The following is a 17,390-nucleotide window of genomic DNA, read 5'->3' as shown; positions in this document are numbered from 1 at the left end:
ATGACGGCATGTCGAGGGAGGATGCCGAGGAGCCGCTGATCGGTCGCCATGCCGAACTCGATCGCCTCCGTGCCGCCCTCGCTGCCGCGGACGCTGGCTCGGCACGTGGCGTGCTCATCGCGGGCGAGGCCGGGGTCGGCAAGACCCGGCTGATCACGGCCGTCGCCGAGGAGGCGCGGGAATCTGACGCGCTCGTTCTCGTCGGCCGTTGCCTTGACCTGGCAGAGCACGAGCTGCCGTATCTCGCCTTCGCGGACGCGCTCGCCCCGCTGACCAGGGACACCCACCCCGCCGCCGACGCGGTGCGCGGCCGACCGGCGCTCGGCAGGGTGCTGCCGCAGCTCGCGGTGAGCGCGGCGCCCAGCTCGGACCGGCTGGCCGCGACCCTGACGCGGGAGGTCCCTGGCCGCACCACTCCGGAACGCGACATCGGCCAGTTGCAGGCGTTCGAGGCGGTGCTCGGCTTGCTGGCCGAACTCGCCGAGCGGCGCACCGTCGTGCTCGTCATCGAAGATCTGCACTGGGCGGACGGCTCAACGCGCGACCTGCTGTCGTTCGTGCTGTCCAGGGCGTGTGGTGTTCGGTTGCTCGTGCTGGCCAGCTATCGCGCTGACGACGTGGGCAGGGGACACGCGCTGCGCTCGATGCTCACGCAGCTCCGGCGGGTGCCCGCGGTCGAGCACCTCGACCTCCACCCGCTCGATGAGGCCCACGCGCGCGAACTCGTGGGTGCGCTGGCGACGCAGTCGATCGAGCCGAGCCTCGTCGCGCGGATCGTCAGCAGAGGTGAGGGCAACCCCTTCTTCCTCGAGGAGCTGCTCGCATCGTGCGTCGAGTGCGACGGGATCCCTGACGCCCTCGCCGACCTGCTGCACGCCAGGCTGGCCCGGCTGGCGTCCACCACGCAACGGGTGGTGCGAATCGCCTCGCTCGCGGACGGCGGCGCGAGCCATCGGGCGCTCGCTGACGTCGCCGGTCTCGACGAGGAGGAGTTGGAGGAGGCGCTGCGCGAGGCGGTGCGGCACAACGTGCTCGTCGTCGATGGTGCGTTCCACCGGTTTCGACACGCGTTGCTGCGCGAGGCGGTGCAGGCCGACCTGCTGCCGGGCGAGCGGGTCCGCATCCACGCCGCCTACGCGCGACGGCTGGTCGGCAGGACCGGCGCACGTCAGGCGGCGCTGCTCGCGTATCACAGCCTGGAGAGCAACGACCTACCCACCGCGCTCGCGGCATCGCTGCGGGCGGCGTCCGAGGCGCAGGGCAGGGGAGCGCCATCGGCCGCGCTGCGTGGCATCGAGCAGGCGCTGCGAATCTGGGACGCGGTGCCTGAAGACCAACGTCCATCCGATGTGGACGAACTGCGGTTGCTTGGGCGTGCTGCTTTCTTCGCGGGGCTCGCCGGGGAGACCGACAGGGCGGTGAGTTACGCGCGTTCGGCGGTCGAGCTGCTCGACGGTCCGCTCGGGGAGCAAGTCGGCCCGGAACGCGCCGCGGCGGTGTGGCGCAGGATGGCGCTCGCACTGAGCATGACCGGCGCCGAACACGAGTCACCGAAGGCGATCGAGACCGCGTGGCGGTTCGTCGCCGACGCGCCACCGAGCAAGGAACGCGCCTGGGTGCTCGCCACCCGCGCGATGCTCCAACGGGCCTTCAACGAGTTCGACGACGCCGAACGCAGCGCGCTGGCCGCCATCGACGATGCGCGGGCCACCGACGTCCTCGGGGCCGAGGCCGACGCGCTGTGCACCCTCGGGGTGCTCACCGAACGCAAAGGCGACGTGGTGCGGGCGCGGGAACTGCTGCGGGATGCCAGGGACAAGGCCGTCACCGCCGGCGCGCTCGCGGCCGAGCTGCGGGCGTGGTTCGCGTTGGCGCTCACCCACGACGACGAGACCGAGTACGCCCAGGCACTCGCGGTCTACGACGCCGGAATGGCCCGCGCCGCCGAGCTGGGGCTGCAGTCCAGCGGGTATGGGCTCCAGCTGCGGGCGCACGCACTGCACCTTCGCTATATCACCGGGGATTGGCCGCGCGAGCTCACCGCCATCGAGCAGGGCGCGCCGAGCCTCGCCGCGATACGGCTGCGCGCGGCGGCGGTGAACCTGCTGGTGGCGACCGGGCGGTTCGATGAGGCACAGGCCAGCATCGACGAGCTGGTCGAGCACTGGCAGTGGGATGTCGGCATCGCGCGCGAGGCCGGTGCCGCGCACGCGGAACTGGCGTGCTGGCGTGGCGAACCCGATGTCGCGATCGCCGCGATCGAACGCGCGCTGGGCTGGCTCGATCAGTTCGAGCCGTGGCTGCTCGCCGGGGTACGGCTCGCGGCGCTCGGCATTGGGGCGGCGGCGCGAGCCGCCGAGGCCGCCCGCGGGAACGGCGACGATGCGGCCGAAGCGGATGCCATCGCGGTGGGTGAACGGCTGCTCGGCCACGCCCGCGACCATGCGGAACGCGGTCAGACCAGAGGCGCCACGCTCGGCAAGGAGGGCGCGGCGTGGCTCGCACGCGCCGACGCGGAAGCCAGTTGGCTGCGCGGGGCGCCCGAACCCGAGCTGTGGCGGCGCGCGGTCGACGCGTTCGACTACGGGGCCGTCTACGAGCAGGCGGTCTGCCGGTGGCGCTATGCGGCGGCGCTACTTCGGGTAGCGGCCGCTGGGCAGGTCGCCACGGGAAATGCCACCGGCGGCTCCGATGCTCGTGCTGATCCGCAGACCGAAGCGGCGTCGCAACTCATGGCGGCGGAGGCCGTGGCCGAACGCCTCGGCGCGCGCCCGCTGCTGGCCGAGGTGCGCGGGCTCGCCAGCAGGGCACGGATCGGACGGCGACCGCGGCCAGCGCCGGGCGCCGATGGCAACCCGCTGACCGAGCGGGAGCACGCGGTGCTGGAACGGGTCGCGCTGGGCAGCACCAACCGCCAGATCGGCGCCGACCTCTACATCAGCGAGAAGACGGTGAGCGTGCACCTGTCTCGCGCGATGGCGAAGCTCGGCGCGAGCAGGCGCGCCGAAGCCGTCGCGATCGCCTACGACCGGGGACTGCTCGCCGCTACGGAGAACCGGGGGCCGGTTACCGAGGCAGACGCCGCAGCGCCTTGATCCCGGTGGTCAGCGAGCGTGCCCACAGCCGGGGTGGCATGCCCTTGAACGGCCGCAGCTTCAGCCCACGCTGCGTGGCCACGGTCTGCACCTCGGTGAACCGCAGGATGCCCTCCGCGCCGTTTCGCCTGCCGACACCGGAGTCACCCATGCCGCCCATCGGCGCGTCGATCGAGCCGAAGCTCGCGGCGAAGCCCTCGTTGACGTTGACCGTGCCCGCCTTGATGCGCGCGGCGACCTCGCGGCCCTTCGCGCCGTTGGAGCTCCAGACGCTGGCGTTGAGCCCGTACTGGGTGTCGTTCGCGCGCTGCACGGCGTCGTCGATGTCGGTGTAGCCGTAGATCGACACGACCGGCCCGAAGGTCTCGTTGGCGAACGGCGTCATGTCCGGAGTGACATCGGTGAGCACCGTCGGCTCGTAGAACAGCGGGCCGATGTCCGGTCGCGCCTTGCCGCCCGCCAGCACCGTGGCGCCCTTCGCACGGGCGTCGTCGACATGCTCGGTGATCGTCTTGAGCTGGTCTGCTGAGGTCAGCGATCCCATGCCCGCCGAGTAGTCGAGTTTCGCGCCCAGCGTGAGTTCCTTCGCCTTGGCGGCGAACGCGGCGGCGAAATCCTCCCGGATGGACTCGTGCACGTAGATCCGCTCCACCGACACGCACAGCTGACCCGCCGACGAGAAGCACGCCGCCACCGCGCCGTTCGCCGCCTTTTCGACATTGGCGTCCGGCAGCACGATCATCGGGTTCTTGCCGCCGAGTTCGAGCGAGAAGCTGGTCAGCCGCTCGGCGATCTTGCCAGCGAGCCGTTTGCCGGTGGCCGTCGAGCCGGTGAACGCCACGTAGTCGGACTCCTCGACGATCGCGTCGCCGATGACCGAGCCCCTGCCGAGTACGATCTGCCACACCCCGCGCGGCAGTCCGGCTTCTTCGGCGAGTTCGTGCAGCCACAACGCCGACAGCGCGGTTTGGTTGTCCGGCTTCTGCACCACGGCGTTGCCAGCGGCCAGGGCGGGCAGGACGTCCAGCCCGGTCAGCGCGAGCGGGTAGTTCCACGGCGAGATGATGCCGACGACGCCCTTGGGGTGACGCAGTTCCTGGGCCTTGGTGAGCAGCGGGAACACGCCGGCCCTGCGCTTCACCCCGAGTGCCCGCGCGCTGTACGTGCCGTAGTACGACGCGGCCAGCGCGGTGCCCGCGATCTCGTCGAAGGCGTCCAGCCTGCTCTTGCCCGCTTCCACCTGGACGAGGTCGAGACCTTCTTGCTGCCGGTCGAGCACGAGCGACATCAGCTTGGTCAGCACGCGCTGCCGCTCGGCGACGCTGGTGTTGGCCCACGCGCGCTGCGCACGGCGCGCTTCGTCGAAGACCGCACGCGCGTCGGCGTCGGTGGCCTGCGGCAGCGGGACGATCGGCTTGCCGGTGAACGGCGCGGTCATCTCGACCGGCGCGTTGTCCTTACCGCCGACGACTCGAGCGACCAAGTCGTTGGCCCGCGACGTCGAGGGCGCGCCCGCGATGGCACCGATCGTGCTGCCGCTGCTGCCCTGTTGGCCGGTCTGTTCCGACGCGTTCCCCGGCGCTGCGCTCGTCATCGACACACTCCAGTTACTCAGCGGTAGGTTTTTCTTGAGCTTACCGGCGTTCCCGCGAGCTGGCCAAGGCGTCGCCCGGCCGGTGATACGGCTCTCGCGTCACACTCGCGCGGCTGCGCCGTCCTTGTCAGTAGAGGTCACTCCTTCAGGGCAGGCGGTGGGCCGGTGCGTGCGAGGGTCGCATCGGCCCACCGCCTGCCCTGGCTCCCGGTGCCACGCTCGTCACGTCACGTCGTCTCGGTAGACGGCCAGCGCGATGCGCTTCCATTCGGTCAGCAGCTGGTTCCGCCGGGCGGCGTCGCCGCCGATCTGCGCGTCCAGCGCGAGTCCCCTGGTCAGATTCACGGTCAGCCAGTACAGCGTTTCCATCGTCCGTTGCGGCATCTCTGGCGCCAGCGTCTGGAACAGCTCCAGCGTGGAGCGGCCGAGTGCTTTGTCCACCGGCTTGATCGCCGCGGCGAGTTCGGCGTCGGTGCGCGCGGTCACCCACAGCTCCATCACCGCGGCCGACAGCGTGCCGGCGAAGCCTTGCCAGATCAGGTCGATACCCTGTTCGACCAGCTCCGGGCCTTCCGGCAGGTCACCGGACGCCGCCAGGATCTCGGCCTGGATCCGGTTCGTCAGGTGCTCCACGGCGGCGGCCATCAGCTCCGCTTTCGTGGCGAAGTGGTGCTGCTGCGCGCCCTTGGACACGCCTGCTCTCGCGCAGATCTCCTGCACCGACGTCCGGGCGTAACCGAGTTCGGTCAGGCAGTCGATGGTGGCGTCGAGCAGCGCGGTACGGGTGCGTTCGCGCCGCTCGGCTTGGGTGCGGTGGCCGCGCTCGCGGGTTCGCGCGAGCGCGTCGGGCTGGGTCGGCTTGGTCGCCGTCACCTCATCTCCCTCATTCCGTGCTTGTTCCACTGGGCGGCGAGCTGTACATTCCAGGTAGAACTTACATGCCGAATGGAATGTTTTCCAGCTGGAGGACTCATGCCGCTGCAACTGCCCGCGAGTTCGTGGAGCGATTCCGATCTCGAAGACTTCCGCGAGCTCGCGCGCACCTTCTGCCAGAAGGAGCTGACGCCGAACCAGGAGCGCTGGGCACATCAGAAAGAGGTCGACCGCGACCTGTGGCGCAAAGCTGGCGACGTCGGGTTGCTCGGGTTGTCCATGCCGGAGGAGTTCGGCGGTGGCGGCGGCACGTTCGCGCACGAGGCCGTGCTGCTCGAGGAGCAGTCGCGCTCGGGAGACAGCGCGTGGGGCGTGTCCGTGCACAGCGGCATCGTGAACCACTACGTGCTCAACTACGCCTCCGATGAGAAGAAGCACGACTGGCTGCCCAAGCTGGTCAGCGGCGAGTGGGTCGGTGCGATCGCGATGACCGAGCCCGGCACCGGCTCCGACCTCCAGGGCATCAAGACCCGCGCGGTCCGCGACGGCGACGAGTACGTGATCAACGGCTCCAAGACGTTCATCACGAACGGTGCCCAGGCTGATTTCGTCATCGTGGCGGCCAAGACGGACCCGGACGCGGGCGCTGCCGGGGTGTCGCTGTTCGGCGTGCCGACGTCGTCGGAGGGCTTCCGGCGCGGGCGCGTGCTGGACAAGATCGGCATGAAGGGCCAGGACACCTCGGAGCTGTTCTTCGACGACGTTCGCGTCCCCGCGGCGAACCTGCTCGGTGACGCCGAGGGCCAGGGCTTCATCCAGCTGATGCAGCAGTTGCCGCAGGAACGGCTGATCATCGCCGTCACGGCGGTCGCCGGTATGGAGGCGGCCGTCAACCAGACGCTGGAGTACACCAAGGAGCGCACCGCGTTCGGCAGGCCGATCTTCGGCTTCCAGAACACCAAGTTCAAGCTCGCGGAGGCGGCGACGGAAGCCGCGGCGAGCAGGGCGTTCCTGGACCAGTGCATTGAGCGGCACCTCAAGGGCGAGCTGGACGTGCAGGGCGCCGCGATGATCAAGTTGTGGACGACGGACCGGATCAACCTGGTGGTCGACGAGTGTCTGCAGCTGTTCGGCGGCTATGGCTATATGAATGAGTACCCGATCGCACGGGCATGGGCCGACGTGAGGGTGACCCGGATCTTCGGCGGCACCAACGAGATCATGAAGGAGATCATCGCTCGCAGCCTGTGAGGGCTCGCTGTGAGGGTGACCCGGTTCGGGTCACCCTCACTTCTCATCGATTTCCTAGCCGAATCGACTTCCTAGCCGATTTTGACGAGTGTGACCGTGACGAGAGGACAGAACATGGGAGCAGGGCCGCTGAGCGGGCTGCGGGTGGTGGAACTAGCAGGGCTCGCGCCGGGACCTTTCGCTTGTACCGTGCTGGCCGACCTGGGGGCCGACGTCATTCGGGTCGACCGGGCCAAGCCGGGCGCCGATGTGATCGGCTTCGAGAACGACCCGCTGCGCCGCAGCCGCCGGTCGATCGGCGTCGACACCAAGCAGCCGGAGGGCGTCGAGCTGGTGCTCAGCCTGGTTGAGCAGGCCGACGTGCTGGTGGAGGGCTTCCGGCCCGGCGTGACCGAGCGGATGGGCCTTGGGCCCGCCGACTGCCACGCCCGCAACCCGCGCCTGATCTATGGCCGGATCACCGGCTGGGGCCAGGACGGTCCGATGGCACAGCGCGCGGGCCACGACATCAACTACGTCGGGCTGTCGGGCGCGTTGGACGCGATCGGCCGTGCCGGGGAGCGCCCGATGCCGCCGCTGAACCTGGTCGCCGACTACGGCGGTGGCGGGATGTTGCTGGCGATGGGCATTCTCGCCGCGCTGTTCGAGCGGGGCAACTCTGGCAAGGGCCAGGTCGTCGACGCGTCGATGGTGGAAGGTTCCGCGTTGCTGGCGACGAGCTTGTACGGGCTCAAGGCCAGCGGTGCCTGGTCGGGGGAGCGCGGTACCAACCTGCTCGACGGCGGCGCGCCGTTCTACGACACCTACGAGTGCAAGGACGGCAAGTATGTGGCCGTTGGTGCGCTCGAGATGCGGTTCTGGGCTGACCTGGTGAAGGTGCTCGAGCTGGACGACGCCGAGCTGCCGCACCATCACTTCGACGCATCGCAGTGGCCACGGCTGCGTGAGCTCCTGACGGCCGAGATCGCCAAGTACACCCGCGACGAGCTTGTCGCCAAGGCGGAGGGCACTGACGCCTGTATCACGCCGGTGCTGTCGGCTGAAGAGGCGCCGTCGCACCCGCAGAACGCGGCGCGCGGCACGTTCGTCGACGTCGGTGGTGTGACGCTGCCGTCGCCCGCGCCGAAGTTCGACCGCACGCCAGCTGCCACGCCCGCCGCTCCGCATGAGACGGCAGCCGACACCGACGAGGTGCTGTCCGAACTGGGCATGGCCGAGACGGAGGTCGCTCGCCTGCGGGACGCGGGTGTGATCGCGTAAGGCGGTCGGCGCCACGCCGTGCGCGTGGCGCCGACCGGTGCGGAGTTGATCGACGTTTGCTCTAGGCTCGAGAGCCGGACACGGAAAGCGGGCCGAAGCGTGCGGCCTTGTGATAGCTGATCGGATGGAGCCATGACGCCGAACGCCAAAAAGGCCGCCATTGTCGGCGCTGTCGCAATCGTGCTGTTCTTCCTTATCTCCAAACCGCACGAGTCCGCGAACGCTGTGCACGAGGTCCTGGGTTGGCTGCAGGATGGGGCGGAAGCCCTCATGACGTTCGTCCGCGCCTTGTTCGCTTAGTTTCTCCGCACTACCGACACTGTGCGCGCTGCGTAGGCGACGTGGCCCGCATCACATCGATCAGCGGACACTCGTACGATCGACCGCGACGGGAAATGCCGCCCTGAGCAGCGCGGATGCACGTGCACTCGCATGTGAGCTGTCCCACAATGCGGGCGCAAGATTGCGCCGTACGGGTGGATTGGTGGAATGAACTCCCAGGTCAGCGGAATTCGATGACTTGAGGTCTGGCGTATCGGTGGGAACGCACCCTACGGTGCTCACATTAAGTGACCGAGTGGTTCTGCACCGTCAGAGAGACACCAGTCGACACTGGCGATCGCGAACTCCCGATCACGAAGCGGTACGGCCCCGACTCTATGACTGCATACCCGTAGGGAGACGGACATGACCCATGATCCTGGCGTAGACGAGTTGATCCGGCAGTGGTCGGAGGAGCGAGCTCAAACCGCGGAGGACGTCGAGATCAACCGCATAGCGTCGGAGTGGCTCGCAGACGTCCCAGCGACGCCAGGAATCCCAGGTCAACGCAGCAGTGAGGACGCGCCGGACTGGTCGGCCCTCAACATCACGGACCCTTCGGACTCGTCGTACATCGCTGCCATGCGCAAGCGGCTGCCCGGTGTTCCTGACGAGCTGCTCGCCGCCGCGGCGCGATGGTGGCGCATGGTCGGTGGCGTCGCGGAGGCCGAAGAATGGTGGGACGCCGGGCTCAGCCCGCTGGACCAGCGCGCGCTGGAGTACCGTGCCGCCGGTCTGTCACCGAGTGACCTCAGCACCCACCTCGGTCCGTACACGGTCCTGGAACACCTTCGCAGAGGCAGCGCCGCCGCGTGGTGCGTCGCCAGGCTGTCGCGGGCCCGTCGCGACGCGGCGAGCTGAGCCTGCCGCGGTCCGCGTCACGATCGTTTCACCCGCACGTCGGTACTGTCGTGATACAACGGCGTAACGCCGCGAGATCGCGGCGCGTTGTATCCAGTGAGCCGGCGGCGACGAGAGGCGATTATTGGTGGGCAGCTCAGGTGAGAGCGAGAACGACGAGAGTAGGCGTTCCCGGCCGAGACAACGGCACGCCCACGGTCGTGCTGTGGGCGCTCGGCTGGTCGCCGTACTCGGTGTTCTCGGCCTTGCCGTTGGCGCGGTGTGGGGGCTGAAGCAAGCCGCCGCGCTTGATCCGAGCCCGACCACGCTGGAGATTCCCGCACTTTCCGTGCAGGCCGCCAACGTGAAGCCAGGGTCGGTAACCCCGGTGTCCGTCAAGGACACGCCGAAGCAGCGTAAGCAGCGCCCGAGTGGCGGGTCGGGCACGCAGGGTTCCGGTGGCTCGCTCACCGGCTGGGCGAAGCGCACCGGGCCCGCGATCGGGGTTCCGTCGCGGGCTTTGCACGCCTACGGCAAGGCCGAGATCGCTATGAAGCAGACCAACCCGGCGTGCCGGTTGTCGTGGGCGACGCTGGCAGGCATCGGGCGGGTGGAGTCCGACCACGGTCGCTACGGCGGCGCGGTGTTGCAGCCCAACGGTGTGCCGTCCACGCCGATCATCGGTGTCCCGCTGGACGGCTCTGGCGGTTTCAAGTCCATCAGCGACACCGATGGCGGCGAACTCGATGGTGACACCAAGGTGGACCGCGCGGTCGGACCGATGCAGTTCATCCCGTCTACCTGGGCGAGTTACGCCGCCGACGGCAACGGCGACGGAGTGGCCGACCCGCAGCAGATCGACGACGCCGCGCTCGCCGCTGCCCACTATCTCTGCGCCGGCGGCAGGGACATGTCGTCTGCCGAGGGCTGGTGGGCCGGTTTGTGGTCCTACAACCAGTCTGTCGAGTACGGCCAGAAGGTCTTCGGTCTGGCGGATCACTATGCGCGCGCCGTCAACAGTCGCGGCTGAGTGCTAGCGTCGAAGTGTGTCAGCGCTGCAATCCCTTGCCGCACGCCGGTTCGGTGTGGTCGCGGTCTCGACCGCGAGCCTGATCGTGTGCTGCGCGCTCGCCTGGTGGCAGTGGGAGCGCTATTCCTCGGCGGGCGGTAGCTTTCAGAACCTCGGTTACGTGCTGCAATGGCCACTGTTCGGGCTGTTTCCCGCGTTCGTGTTCCTGCGGATGCGCAAGCTCCGCGCGGCATCGACCGAGCCGGCGAAGCCGACGGAGCGCGCAGCGTCGACGAAGCCGGCCGGGCGCGCCAAACCCGCCACCGCCAGTGCGACGACCGGCAGCAACGCCCCCGCTACGGGGTCGGCGTTGCGGAGCCGCTGGCTGTACCGCGCGCCGCGGCATTCCGTGGCGGCCGACACTGACGGTGAACCCGACGACGTCTTGGCGGAGTACAACCGCTACCTTGCTGAGTTGAACCAGCGTGACCAGACATCGTGACGGGGCCTGAGCTCCGTTGAGAGGGCCAGCGGAACCATGACGACCTCAGAGCAGCAGGACACCACCGGCACCACCCGCGAAGGCACCCTGCGCGCCCCGTTGCGACGTTTCCGGGTCGCCGCCGTGGTGACCGGCATCGGCCTGCTCGGTCTCGTCGTCGTGATGATCATCCGTTACGGCTTCGGCAACCCGGAGCCGTCGGCGATCTATTCGCCGATCCACGGCGCGATCTACATGGTCTACCTCGCGCTCGCGGTCGATCTGGCGCTGAAGGCGCGGTGGACCTTGTGGGGCACCGCGGCCGTGTTGCTCGCCGGATGCATCCCGTTCGTGTCGTTCCTCGCCGAACGTAAGGTGACGCACCGAGTTCGGGCTCACCCGGCCTACTGAACCTGCGTCCACCCCACTGAGCGACCACCGAACGCGCCGCGTATCGGACATTTCGACGTAGTTACCCCCTTTTACCTGCGATTTCGCCCGCCCGCGCCGGTCGGGTGACCTGCAAGATGCAGTCGCTGTCAGACCGCGGGCTCCACCCGTCGGTGTGACTTAAGAGGGGTTACTGGAGACCACATCATCGTGCATAGATTTACCCGTATCACACGGGTTTTTAGTACGTTCGGTAGCCCTCCTCCGGTGTAAAGATCACATAATTGCTCTGTGTGGGTGATTTCGGTTCCAACGGTCACTCAAGAGGGCGTCACCGAATGAATTCGAGTCGCACGCGGTAATTGATATCCATTTTCCGATAGCGCATTTTCGATGCGTCGTCGCAGGTCAACGCCGCTATGTCGAGTGAATTTTGAGATCACCTGATGGGTGTAGGCTCTCCCGGCAGATTCGACGAAGTGCTTCACGGCAAGCGGCTTTGAGGAGGTTCGGCGCACGATGTCTCGCGGCTGCTGGTGCCGGCACGGTCGATCTGGACTGCCGCACGTCGCCCGTGCGGTGCGTGGAGTACGGACTGGGTGATCGAGTGAGGCAGTGTCGCGAACCGGTAGATGAGCGCAACATGCGAAATGCATGTTGCCGTCCCGACCAGACCATGAACCGTTGACTGGGGTCGATCGTGTGGAACAGGGAGTCACATACGTGACCGGATCAGGCCAACAACAAGTTCCCGTCGAGCGGTTGCTCGGCGAAGAGCCGGGACGCGGCGCATCGTGGCGTTCGTGGCTCGGCAAGCTGCTGGCATGGCGTGACTGGAAGCTGCCGGTCAAGCTGGCGGCGGTCACGCTGGTGCCACTGGTGATCGCGGTAGTGCTCGGTGCGTCGACGCTGTCCAGCCAGATTTCGCGTTCGGACAGCTACCAGCGGATCGACAGCCTGATGGTGCTCACCGGCGAGGTCGGTGGCCTGCTCAACGCCGTGCAGCGGGAGCGCACCGAGACCGTTGCCAGACTGACCGACTCGCGCGGCTCCAACAAGGCGCTGCGGCAGGCGCGAGAGGACGTCGACGCCGCCATCGACCCGGTCACCTCCACCGCGACGCGGGCGGTGGAGCACGACAAGGGCATCGTCGACGCGGTCACCCGGTCGGAGACTGTGCTCAACAGGTTGCCCGCCCTGCGTGAGGACGTCTCGGCGGGCAAGCTCGGCCCGGTCGAAGCGATCAAGGAGTACTCCGCGATCACCGACGCCCTGTTGCAGCTCGCCAGTGCGTCGGTGGCCCGGGTCAGTGACGAGGCGATTGGCGGCACCCCGCGTGCGGTGCTCGAATTGGCGGCCGCGCGCGAGGAGGTGTCCAAGCAGCGCGCACTGGTCGGCCTCGGCGCGGTGCGGGGTTCGCTTGCGCCGTCCGAGCTGACGCTGGTGCGCACCTGGGAAGTACGCATCGAGGACCGGCTCGCCAACTTCGTCGCGGTGGCCGCGCCCGCGGAGCGGGAGCTGTACACCAACACGTTGAGCAAGCCCAGCTCGCAGGCGCGGGCGCGCTCGGCGCGCGCGGTGCTCGGTGAGCTCGGGGTGCCCTCCGACCGGGCCATCGCCGAGTTGTCGCCGCGTGAGTGGCAAGACGCGTCCGGGCGGGTGTCCGAGCAGCTCGGCCAGGTCGCCGACCGGCTCACCGCCAAGGCGGTCGCGACCTCCAACGGTCTCGTGTCCGATGCGACGACCGGTGTGGTCGTGCTTGCCGTGCTACTCGGCCTCGCGCTGCTGGTCGCGCTGCTTGTCGTCATCGTGATCACTCGGCAGTTGCTGCACTCGCTACGAGTGCTGCGGACGTCGGCGATGACGGTGGCCGAGGAACGGCTGCCGGAAGAGGTTCGGCGGATTCAGGACGGCACGGATCCCAGCACCAGCATCGAGCCGGTGCCGGTGACCGCGACCGATGAGGTCGGCGAGGTGGCCAGGGCGTTCGACGCGGTGCACCAGCAGGCGCTGCGGCTCGCCGCGGAGCAGGCGAACATGCGCAGCGCGTACGGCGGTATGTTCGTCAACTTGTCGCGGCGCAGCCAGAGCTTGGTGCAGCGGCAGTTGCAGCTGATCGAGCGGCTCGAACGGGATGAGGAGGACGCGGACCAGCTCGCGACGCTCTTCCAGCTCGACCACCTCGCCACCCGCATGCGGCGCAACAACGAGAACCTGATGATGCTCTCCGGCGCGGAGACCGGCAGGCGTTCCGGCAGGCCGGTCAGCACCGCCGACGTGCTGCGTGCCGCCGTCTCCGAGATCGAGCAGTACCAGCGGGTCGTGGTGCAGTCCCCGCCGACGACCAAGGTGGTCGGCCACGCCGCGAGCGACCTGATGCGGCTGCTCGCCGAGTTGCTCGACAACGCGACGGCGTTCTCGCCGCCGGAGACCCAGGTGACCGTCACGACCTCGGTGACGAACGGTGGCGCGATGACCATCGACGTCCTTGACCACGGCATCGGCATGAGCGAGAGCGAGTTCGCCGAGGCCAATGCCCGTATGGGCGAGGCGTCGGAGATGACGATGGTCACCTCGCGCCGGATGGGACTGTTCGTCGTCGGCAGGCTGGCGAGCAAGCATGGCTTCGGCGTCACACTGCAGCGCGGCACGGAGACCGAGGGCGTCATGGCCACGGTCGCGGTGCCGCCTGAGCTGATCATCGGCGCCGGCGGTGGTCCGCTGACCTCTGAGATCCCGATGATCACTGAGGCAGCGGCTGCCCGCACACCTGACGCGCGCACGAAGCAGGTGATCAGCGGGGCGAAGACCGCACCGGAAAGCGACGTCGAGATTTCCGGTACCGCGCTGTTCACTCCGATCACCGACGACAGCGAGGAGCCCGCGCGCAGGCCGGACCGGACACCGCGAGGTGGCCCGACCGAGCTGCCACGCAGGGTGCCCGCGTCGGCGAACGGCACTGGCGGCAAGAGTGGCACGAGCTCCAACGGCAGCGCGGGGAGCAACGGCAACACCGGTGGTGCGGAGAGCACCGCGGACGGTGGCACGAAGACCGCGCAGAACGGCGCGAGCAGCGGTGCCACGAATGGTGGCGGGAAGAACGGCGCTGGAAAGACCGGCACGCGAAACGGCGGCGGCACGTCAGCTGCCAACGCGAACGCCGGCACGGATCTGCCCTCGGGTAGTGCGCTGTTCAAGCCGGGCACGTCACCGCTGTCCGACTGGTGGCAGGCGGCGGCCGCAGAGCCAGCGCCGCCGAAGGAGCCGGTACCGTCGCGGTCGGAGTCGACTCCGATCTTCGACGAGATGCTGTCGGTGTGGTTCCGTACCACGGGCGATGCCGCCGAGCAGGAACCGAGCACTGAGAGCGAGGCGAAGCACGGTAGTTGGACGTTCGCGGCCGACGAGAACTGGCGCACCGTCGCCGAAATCGCCAAGAAGTCGTCGGCGAGCAGCTTCACTGAGGCTGGGTTGCCGAGACGGCAGCGCGGGGAGCGGTTGCTGCCCGGCAGCGCGGCTGGCGAGCAGGTCAGCGAGAAGCCGAGCCGGTCGCAGCTTGGCAGGGCGGACCTGCCCGACCGCGACCCCAACGACGTCAGGGGCAGGCTCAGCAGCTTCCAGCGTGGTCTCAGCCGGGGCAAGCACCGCGTCGGCAAGCACAACGCTCCGGAGGCGCAGGACTCAGGGCAGTCGCCCGAAGGCACGTCTGGCAAGCACGAGACGGGTGCGCGGCCATCGTCCGATACGTCGTCGACATCCCCGAACGGCCAGGCAACCGGCTCCGGCACGCCGTCGGGCTCCGATGCGGCGTCCGGCCACGGTTCGGGCCACGGTTCGGGTAATGGCGCTGCCACCGGCTCACGCAACGGCTCGTCGCGCGGCGCGGCCAAGGGCTCTGGTGCGGCCAAGAAGCCGGGCACGGGCTCCGGGCAGGGCTCGACGAAGGGTGCGGGCTCCGGCAAGCGCTCATCGAAGCCCACCGCGAACTCCGCCAAGGGCGCCGACTCCGCGAATGGCAGGGGTACCGGCAGTGATACGGGCACCGGCGCGCGGAATGGCCAGCGCACCGCGGCGAAGCACGGCGCGAAGTCGCAAGGCGCGAAGTCGCACGGCGCGAAGCCAGCCGCGACGCCGGGCGCTGCTGGCGACAAGCCGGAGACCCCGCGCAACGGCGCGCAGCCGCCGTCGCCGGAGGAGTCGACCGCACCGGTGCCGGACCCACTCGCCACGAAGGACAACGAGCCAGCGACCGACATCTGGGATTTCTCCCGGGACTCCGAACTCTCGGACGTCGACGCGATGGCCTCGATGCCACCGCCCGATTTCACGGAGTCCGGCCTGCCTCGCAGGCGTCGTGGCGCTCAGTTGCTGCCGGGCAGCGCGACTGCCACGACGAAGACAGCGCCGGTCAAGCCGCCGCAACCCGATCGCGACCCCAACGCGATGCGTGGCAGGTTGAGCAGCTTCCAGCAAGGTGTCCGCCGTGGACGCGATAGTACGAACCAACCGAGCGAGAGCACGTCGCAGGAAAATGGAGGGTGAATGACCTCGCCGCAACCCCAGAACCAGTTCGGCTGGCTGGTCAACGATTTCGCAGAACGCGTGCCGGGTGTCGCGCACGCTGTGGTGGTCTCGGCCGACGGCCTGTTGCTGACGTCGTCTGCGCGGCTGCCGCTCGACCGTGCCGACCAGCTCGCAGCGGTGGCATCCGGCTTGGTGAGCCTGACCCAGGGCGCCGCGCACTGTTTCGAGGCGGGTGCCGTCAACGAGACCGTCGTCGAGATGGAACTCGGCATCATGATCCTGATGTCGATCAGCGACGGGTCCTGCCTTGCCGTGCTCGCGGCGCCGAACTGCGACATCGGCCAGGTGGCCTATGAAATGACCTTGCTCGTCGACCGGGTGGGCCAGATTCTCACGCCGGAACTCCGTGCCCAGTTGCAGGGCTCGGGCGGGTCGTCGTTGCTCGGTGCTCCGGCATGAGAGCGCGATGACCGATCCCGATGATTCCGAGCATCACGCAGCACAGGAGGAGGCAGTGGTTGTGGATACGTCCGATAGCAGCACTGTCGGCGCGGTCGACGCCGAGTTGCCCGTGCAGGCCACGGCGCAGCGCCCTCGGCGTTCCGCGCACGCCACCGCGTCGGCAATCGACGGCCGCTCGAACCGGGAGGACGAGACATCGCTTGTCCGTCCCTATATGCTCACCGGCGGGCGGACGAAAGCTTCCTACGCGTTGGAGCTGGAGACCTTGATTTCGGCGAAGAACGGTGTGCTCTCCGAGTCTGCCCCGATGCGTATCGAGCAACGCTCGATCGTCGAGGCGTGCTCGTCGCCCCGTTCCGTCGCCGAAATCGCGGTCGATCTGCGGATGCCGTTGGGTGTCGCGCGGGTTCTGGTGAGCGACGCGGCCGATGCCGGTCTTGTCAACGTGCACAACACGGTTTCCGGTGCGGACGGCGCGGAGGCCCATTTGTTGCTCATGGAAAGGGTGCTGAGTGGACTCCGTCGGCTCTGAGAGAAATAGCCGTCGCTCATTGCGCGCGATGGGCGGCTCTGTCGTTTTCTTATCCGTTTGTGCCGTCACTGAAGTGAAAGTGGTTTTGTAGAACGTGAGTAACCCAACTGATCAGCTGACGCAACCGACGGCGGCGACGCCAACCATGACGTCGGCCAAAATCGTGGTCGCCGGTGGCTTCGGAGCGGGCAAGACGACGTTCGTTGGCTCGGTCTCCGAGATTGTCCCGCTGACCACCGAAGCGATGATGACCGACGCGAGTACCGGCATCGACGACCTCGCCGCGACACCTAACAAGTCGACGACCACGGTTGCGATGGACTTCGGCCGGGTCTCGCTCGACGAGGACCTCATTCTGTACCTGTTCGGCACGCCGGGGCAGCAGCGGTTCTGGTTCATGTGGGACGACCTGGTACGCGGCGCCATCGGGGCGGTCGTGCTCGCCGATACCCGAAGGCTCGCCGACTCCTTCGCGCCGGTCGACTTCTTCGAGGACAGGGGCCTGCCGTACGTGGTAGGGCTCAATGCTTTCGAGGGAAGGCAACCGCACCGAGTCGAGGACGTACGGGACGCCCTCGCTATCGACGAGTCGGTGCCGATCGTGCACTGCGACGCTCGCGATCGGGAGTCGGTCAAGCAGTCGTTGATCACGATGACGGAGTACGCCATGCAGCAGTGGATCGCTCGCCGCGACGGCACGGCATAGGTCGCGCTCGGCGCCGCGTGCGGCCGGGCAACCTTTCTGTGTGGTTCGTCCG

Annotated in this window: 14 protein-coding genes; 12 read left to right on the top strand and 2 right to left on the bottom strand. The window is 68.4% G+C overall.

The annotated features are described in order from the left end of the window. Nucleotides 1-8 precede the first annotated feature (8 nt). Nucleotides 9-3,095, top strand: coding sequence for a helix-turn-helix transcriptional regulator (locus tag AMYHA_RS16470; protein ID WP_051400001.1), 3,087 nt, complete (start codon nt 9-11; stop codon nt 3,093-3,095). On the opposite strand, the gene AMYHA_RS16465 is transcribed toward AMYHA_RS16470, so the two are convergent. Both AMYHA_RS16465 and AMYHA_RS16460 read right to left on the bottom strand, forming a co-directional pair. Beyond that, nucleotides 3,067-4,689, bottom strand: coding sequence for a succinic semialdehyde dehydrogenase (locus AMYHA_RS16465; RefSeq protein WP_034272335.1), 1,623 nt, complete (start codon nt 4,687-4,689; stop codon nt 3,067-3,069). The two genes, AMYHA_RS16470 and AMYHA_RS16465, sit on opposite strands and share 29 nt — an antisense overlap. 222 nt (nt 4,690-4,911) lie before the next feature. After that, on the bottom strand, nt 4,912-5,562 hold the full coding sequence (locus tag AMYHA_RS16460) for a TetR/AcrR family transcriptional regulator (protein ID WP_051400000.1): 651 nt from the start codon (nt 5,560-5,562) through the stop codon (nt 4,912-4,914). Nucleotides 5,563-5,661: 99 nt separating this feature from the next. Between AMYHA_RS16460 and AMYHA_RS16455 the strand changes: the two genes are divergently transcribed. The 11 genes from AMYHA_RS16455 (at nt 5,662) to AMYHA_RS16410 (ending at nt 17,338) form a co-directional block, all read left to right on the top strand. Next, nucleotides 5,662-6,813 (top strand): acyl-CoA dehydrogenase family protein, encoded by a 1,152-nt coding sequence (locus tag AMYHA_RS16455; RefSeq protein ID WP_034272333.1) that lies wholly within the window; start codon nt 5,662-5,664, stop codon nt 6,811-6,813. A 114-nt stretch (nt 6,814-6,927) separates the two neighbouring features. After that, complete coding sequence (locus AMYHA_RS16450) at nt 6,928-8,073, top strand: CaiB/BaiF CoA transferase family protein (RefSeq protein ID WP_034272331.1); 1,146 nt, start codon at nt 6,928-6,930, stop codon at nt 8,071-8,073. A gap of 132 nt (nt 8,074-8,205) precedes the next feature. Next, nucleotides 8,206-8,373, top strand: coding sequence for a hypothetical protein (locus AMYHA_RS27440; protein WP_169732943.1), 168 nt, complete (start codon nt 8,206-8,208; stop codon nt 8,371-8,373). A 387-nt stretch (nt 8,374-8,760) separates the two neighbouring features. Next, nucleotides 8,761-9,255 carry a hypothetical protein gene (locus AMYHA_RS16445; RefSeq protein ID WP_034272329.1) on the top strand — a complete coding sequence of 165 codons (495 nt, stop codon included), beginning with the start codon at nt 8,761-8,763 and terminating at the stop codon, nt 9,253-9,255. 205 nt (nt 9,256-9,460) lie between these two features. Continuing rightward, a complete protein-coding gene (locus tag AMYHA_RS16440; protein WP_231104784.1) occupies nt 9,461-10,264 on the top strand; it encodes a lytic transglycosylase domain-containing protein in 804 nt (267 codons plus the stop codon). Nucleotides 10,265-10,280: 16 nt separating this feature from the next. After that, nucleotides 10,281-10,745 carry a hypothetical protein gene (locus tag AMYHA_RS16435; RefSeq protein WP_034272323.1) on the top strand — a complete coding sequence of 155 codons (465 nt, stop codon included), beginning with the start codon at nt 10,281-10,283 and terminating at the stop codon, nt 10,743-10,745. Between the two features lie 36 nt (nt 10,746-10,781). Next, nucleotides 10,782-11,135: a DUF3817 domain-containing protein gene (locus AMYHA_RS16430; RefSeq protein ID WP_034272320.1), complete on the top strand. Its 354-nt coding sequence runs from the start codon at nt 10,782-10,784 to the stop codon at nt 11,133-11,135. Nucleotides 11,136-11,837: 702 nt separating this feature from the next. After that, the gene (locus AMYHA_RS16425) at nt 11,838-15,656 is read left to right on the top strand and encodes a sensor histidine kinase (RefSeq protein WP_034272317.1); all 3,819 of its coding nucleotides are present in this window, start codon (nt 11,838-11,840) and stop codon (nt 15,654-15,656) included. Continuing rightward, nucleotides 15,657-16,097 (top strand): roadblock/LC7 domain-containing protein, encoded by a 441-nt coding sequence (locus AMYHA_RS16420; protein WP_034272314.1) that lies wholly within the window; start codon nt 15,657-15,659, stop codon nt 16,095-16,097. 61 nt (nt 16,098-16,158) lie between these two features. Next, entirely contained in the window at nt 16,159-16,632 is a 474-nt protein-coding gene (locus AMYHA_RS26520; protein WP_231104782.1) for a DUF742 domain-containing protein, read from the top strand. Nucleotides 16,633-16,777: 145 nt separating this feature from the next. Beyond that, nucleotides 16,778-17,338, top strand: coding sequence for a GTP-binding protein (locus AMYHA_RS16410; RefSeq protein WP_034272311.1), 561 nt, complete (start codon nt 16,778-16,780; stop codon nt 17,336-17,338). Nucleotides 17,339-17,390 lie beyond the last annotated feature (52 nt).

It is taken from the genome of Haloechinothrix halophila YIM 93223 (assembly GCF_000504245.1).
GTDB lineage: Bacteria > Actinomycetota > Actinomycetes > Mycobacteriales > Pseudonocardiaceae > Haloechinothrix_A > Haloechinothrix_A halophila.
This window is presented reverse-complemented; position numbering and strand designations above follow the sequence as displayed.

Excerpts from the sequence above, each read along its gene's own strand:
- AMYHA_RS16445 (WP_034272329.1), top strand. The coding sequence starts at position 8,761 with ATGACCCATGATCCTGGCGTAGACGAGTTGATCCGGCAGTGGTCGGAG.
- AMYHA_RS27440 (WP_169732943.1), top strand. The coding sequence starts at position 8,206 with ATGACGCCGAACGCCAAAAAGGCCGCCATTGTCGGCGCTGTCGCAATC.
- AMYHA_RS16465 (WP_034272335.1), bottom strand. The coding sequence starts at position 4,689 with ATGACGAGCGCAGCGCCGGGGAACGCGTCGGAACAGACCGGCCAACAG.
- AMYHA_RS16420 (WP_034272314.1), top strand. The coding sequence starts at position 15,657 with ATGACCTCGCCGCAACCCCAGAACCAGTTCGGCTGGCTGGTCAACGAT.
- AMYHA_RS16410 (WP_034272311.1), top strand. The coding sequence starts at position 16,778 with ATGACGTCGGCCAAAATCGTGGTCGCCGGTGGCTTCGGAGCGGGCAAG.
- AMYHA_RS16470 (WP_051400001.1), top strand. The coding sequence starts at position 9 with ATGTCGAGGGAGGATGCCGAGGAGCCGCTGATCGGTCGCCATGCCGAA.
- AMYHA_RS16430 (WP_034272320.1), top strand. The coding sequence starts at position 10,782 with ATGACGACCTCAGAGCAGCAGGACACCACCGGCACCACCCGCGAAGGC.
- AMYHA_RS16455 (WP_034272333.1), top strand. The coding sequence starts at position 5,662 with ATGCCGCTGCAACTGCCCGCGAGTTCGTGGAGCGATTCCGATCTCGAA.
- AMYHA_RS16450 (WP_034272331.1), top strand. The coding sequence starts at position 6,928 with ATGGGAGCAGGGCCGCTGAGCGGGCTGCGGGTGGTGGAACTAGCAGGG.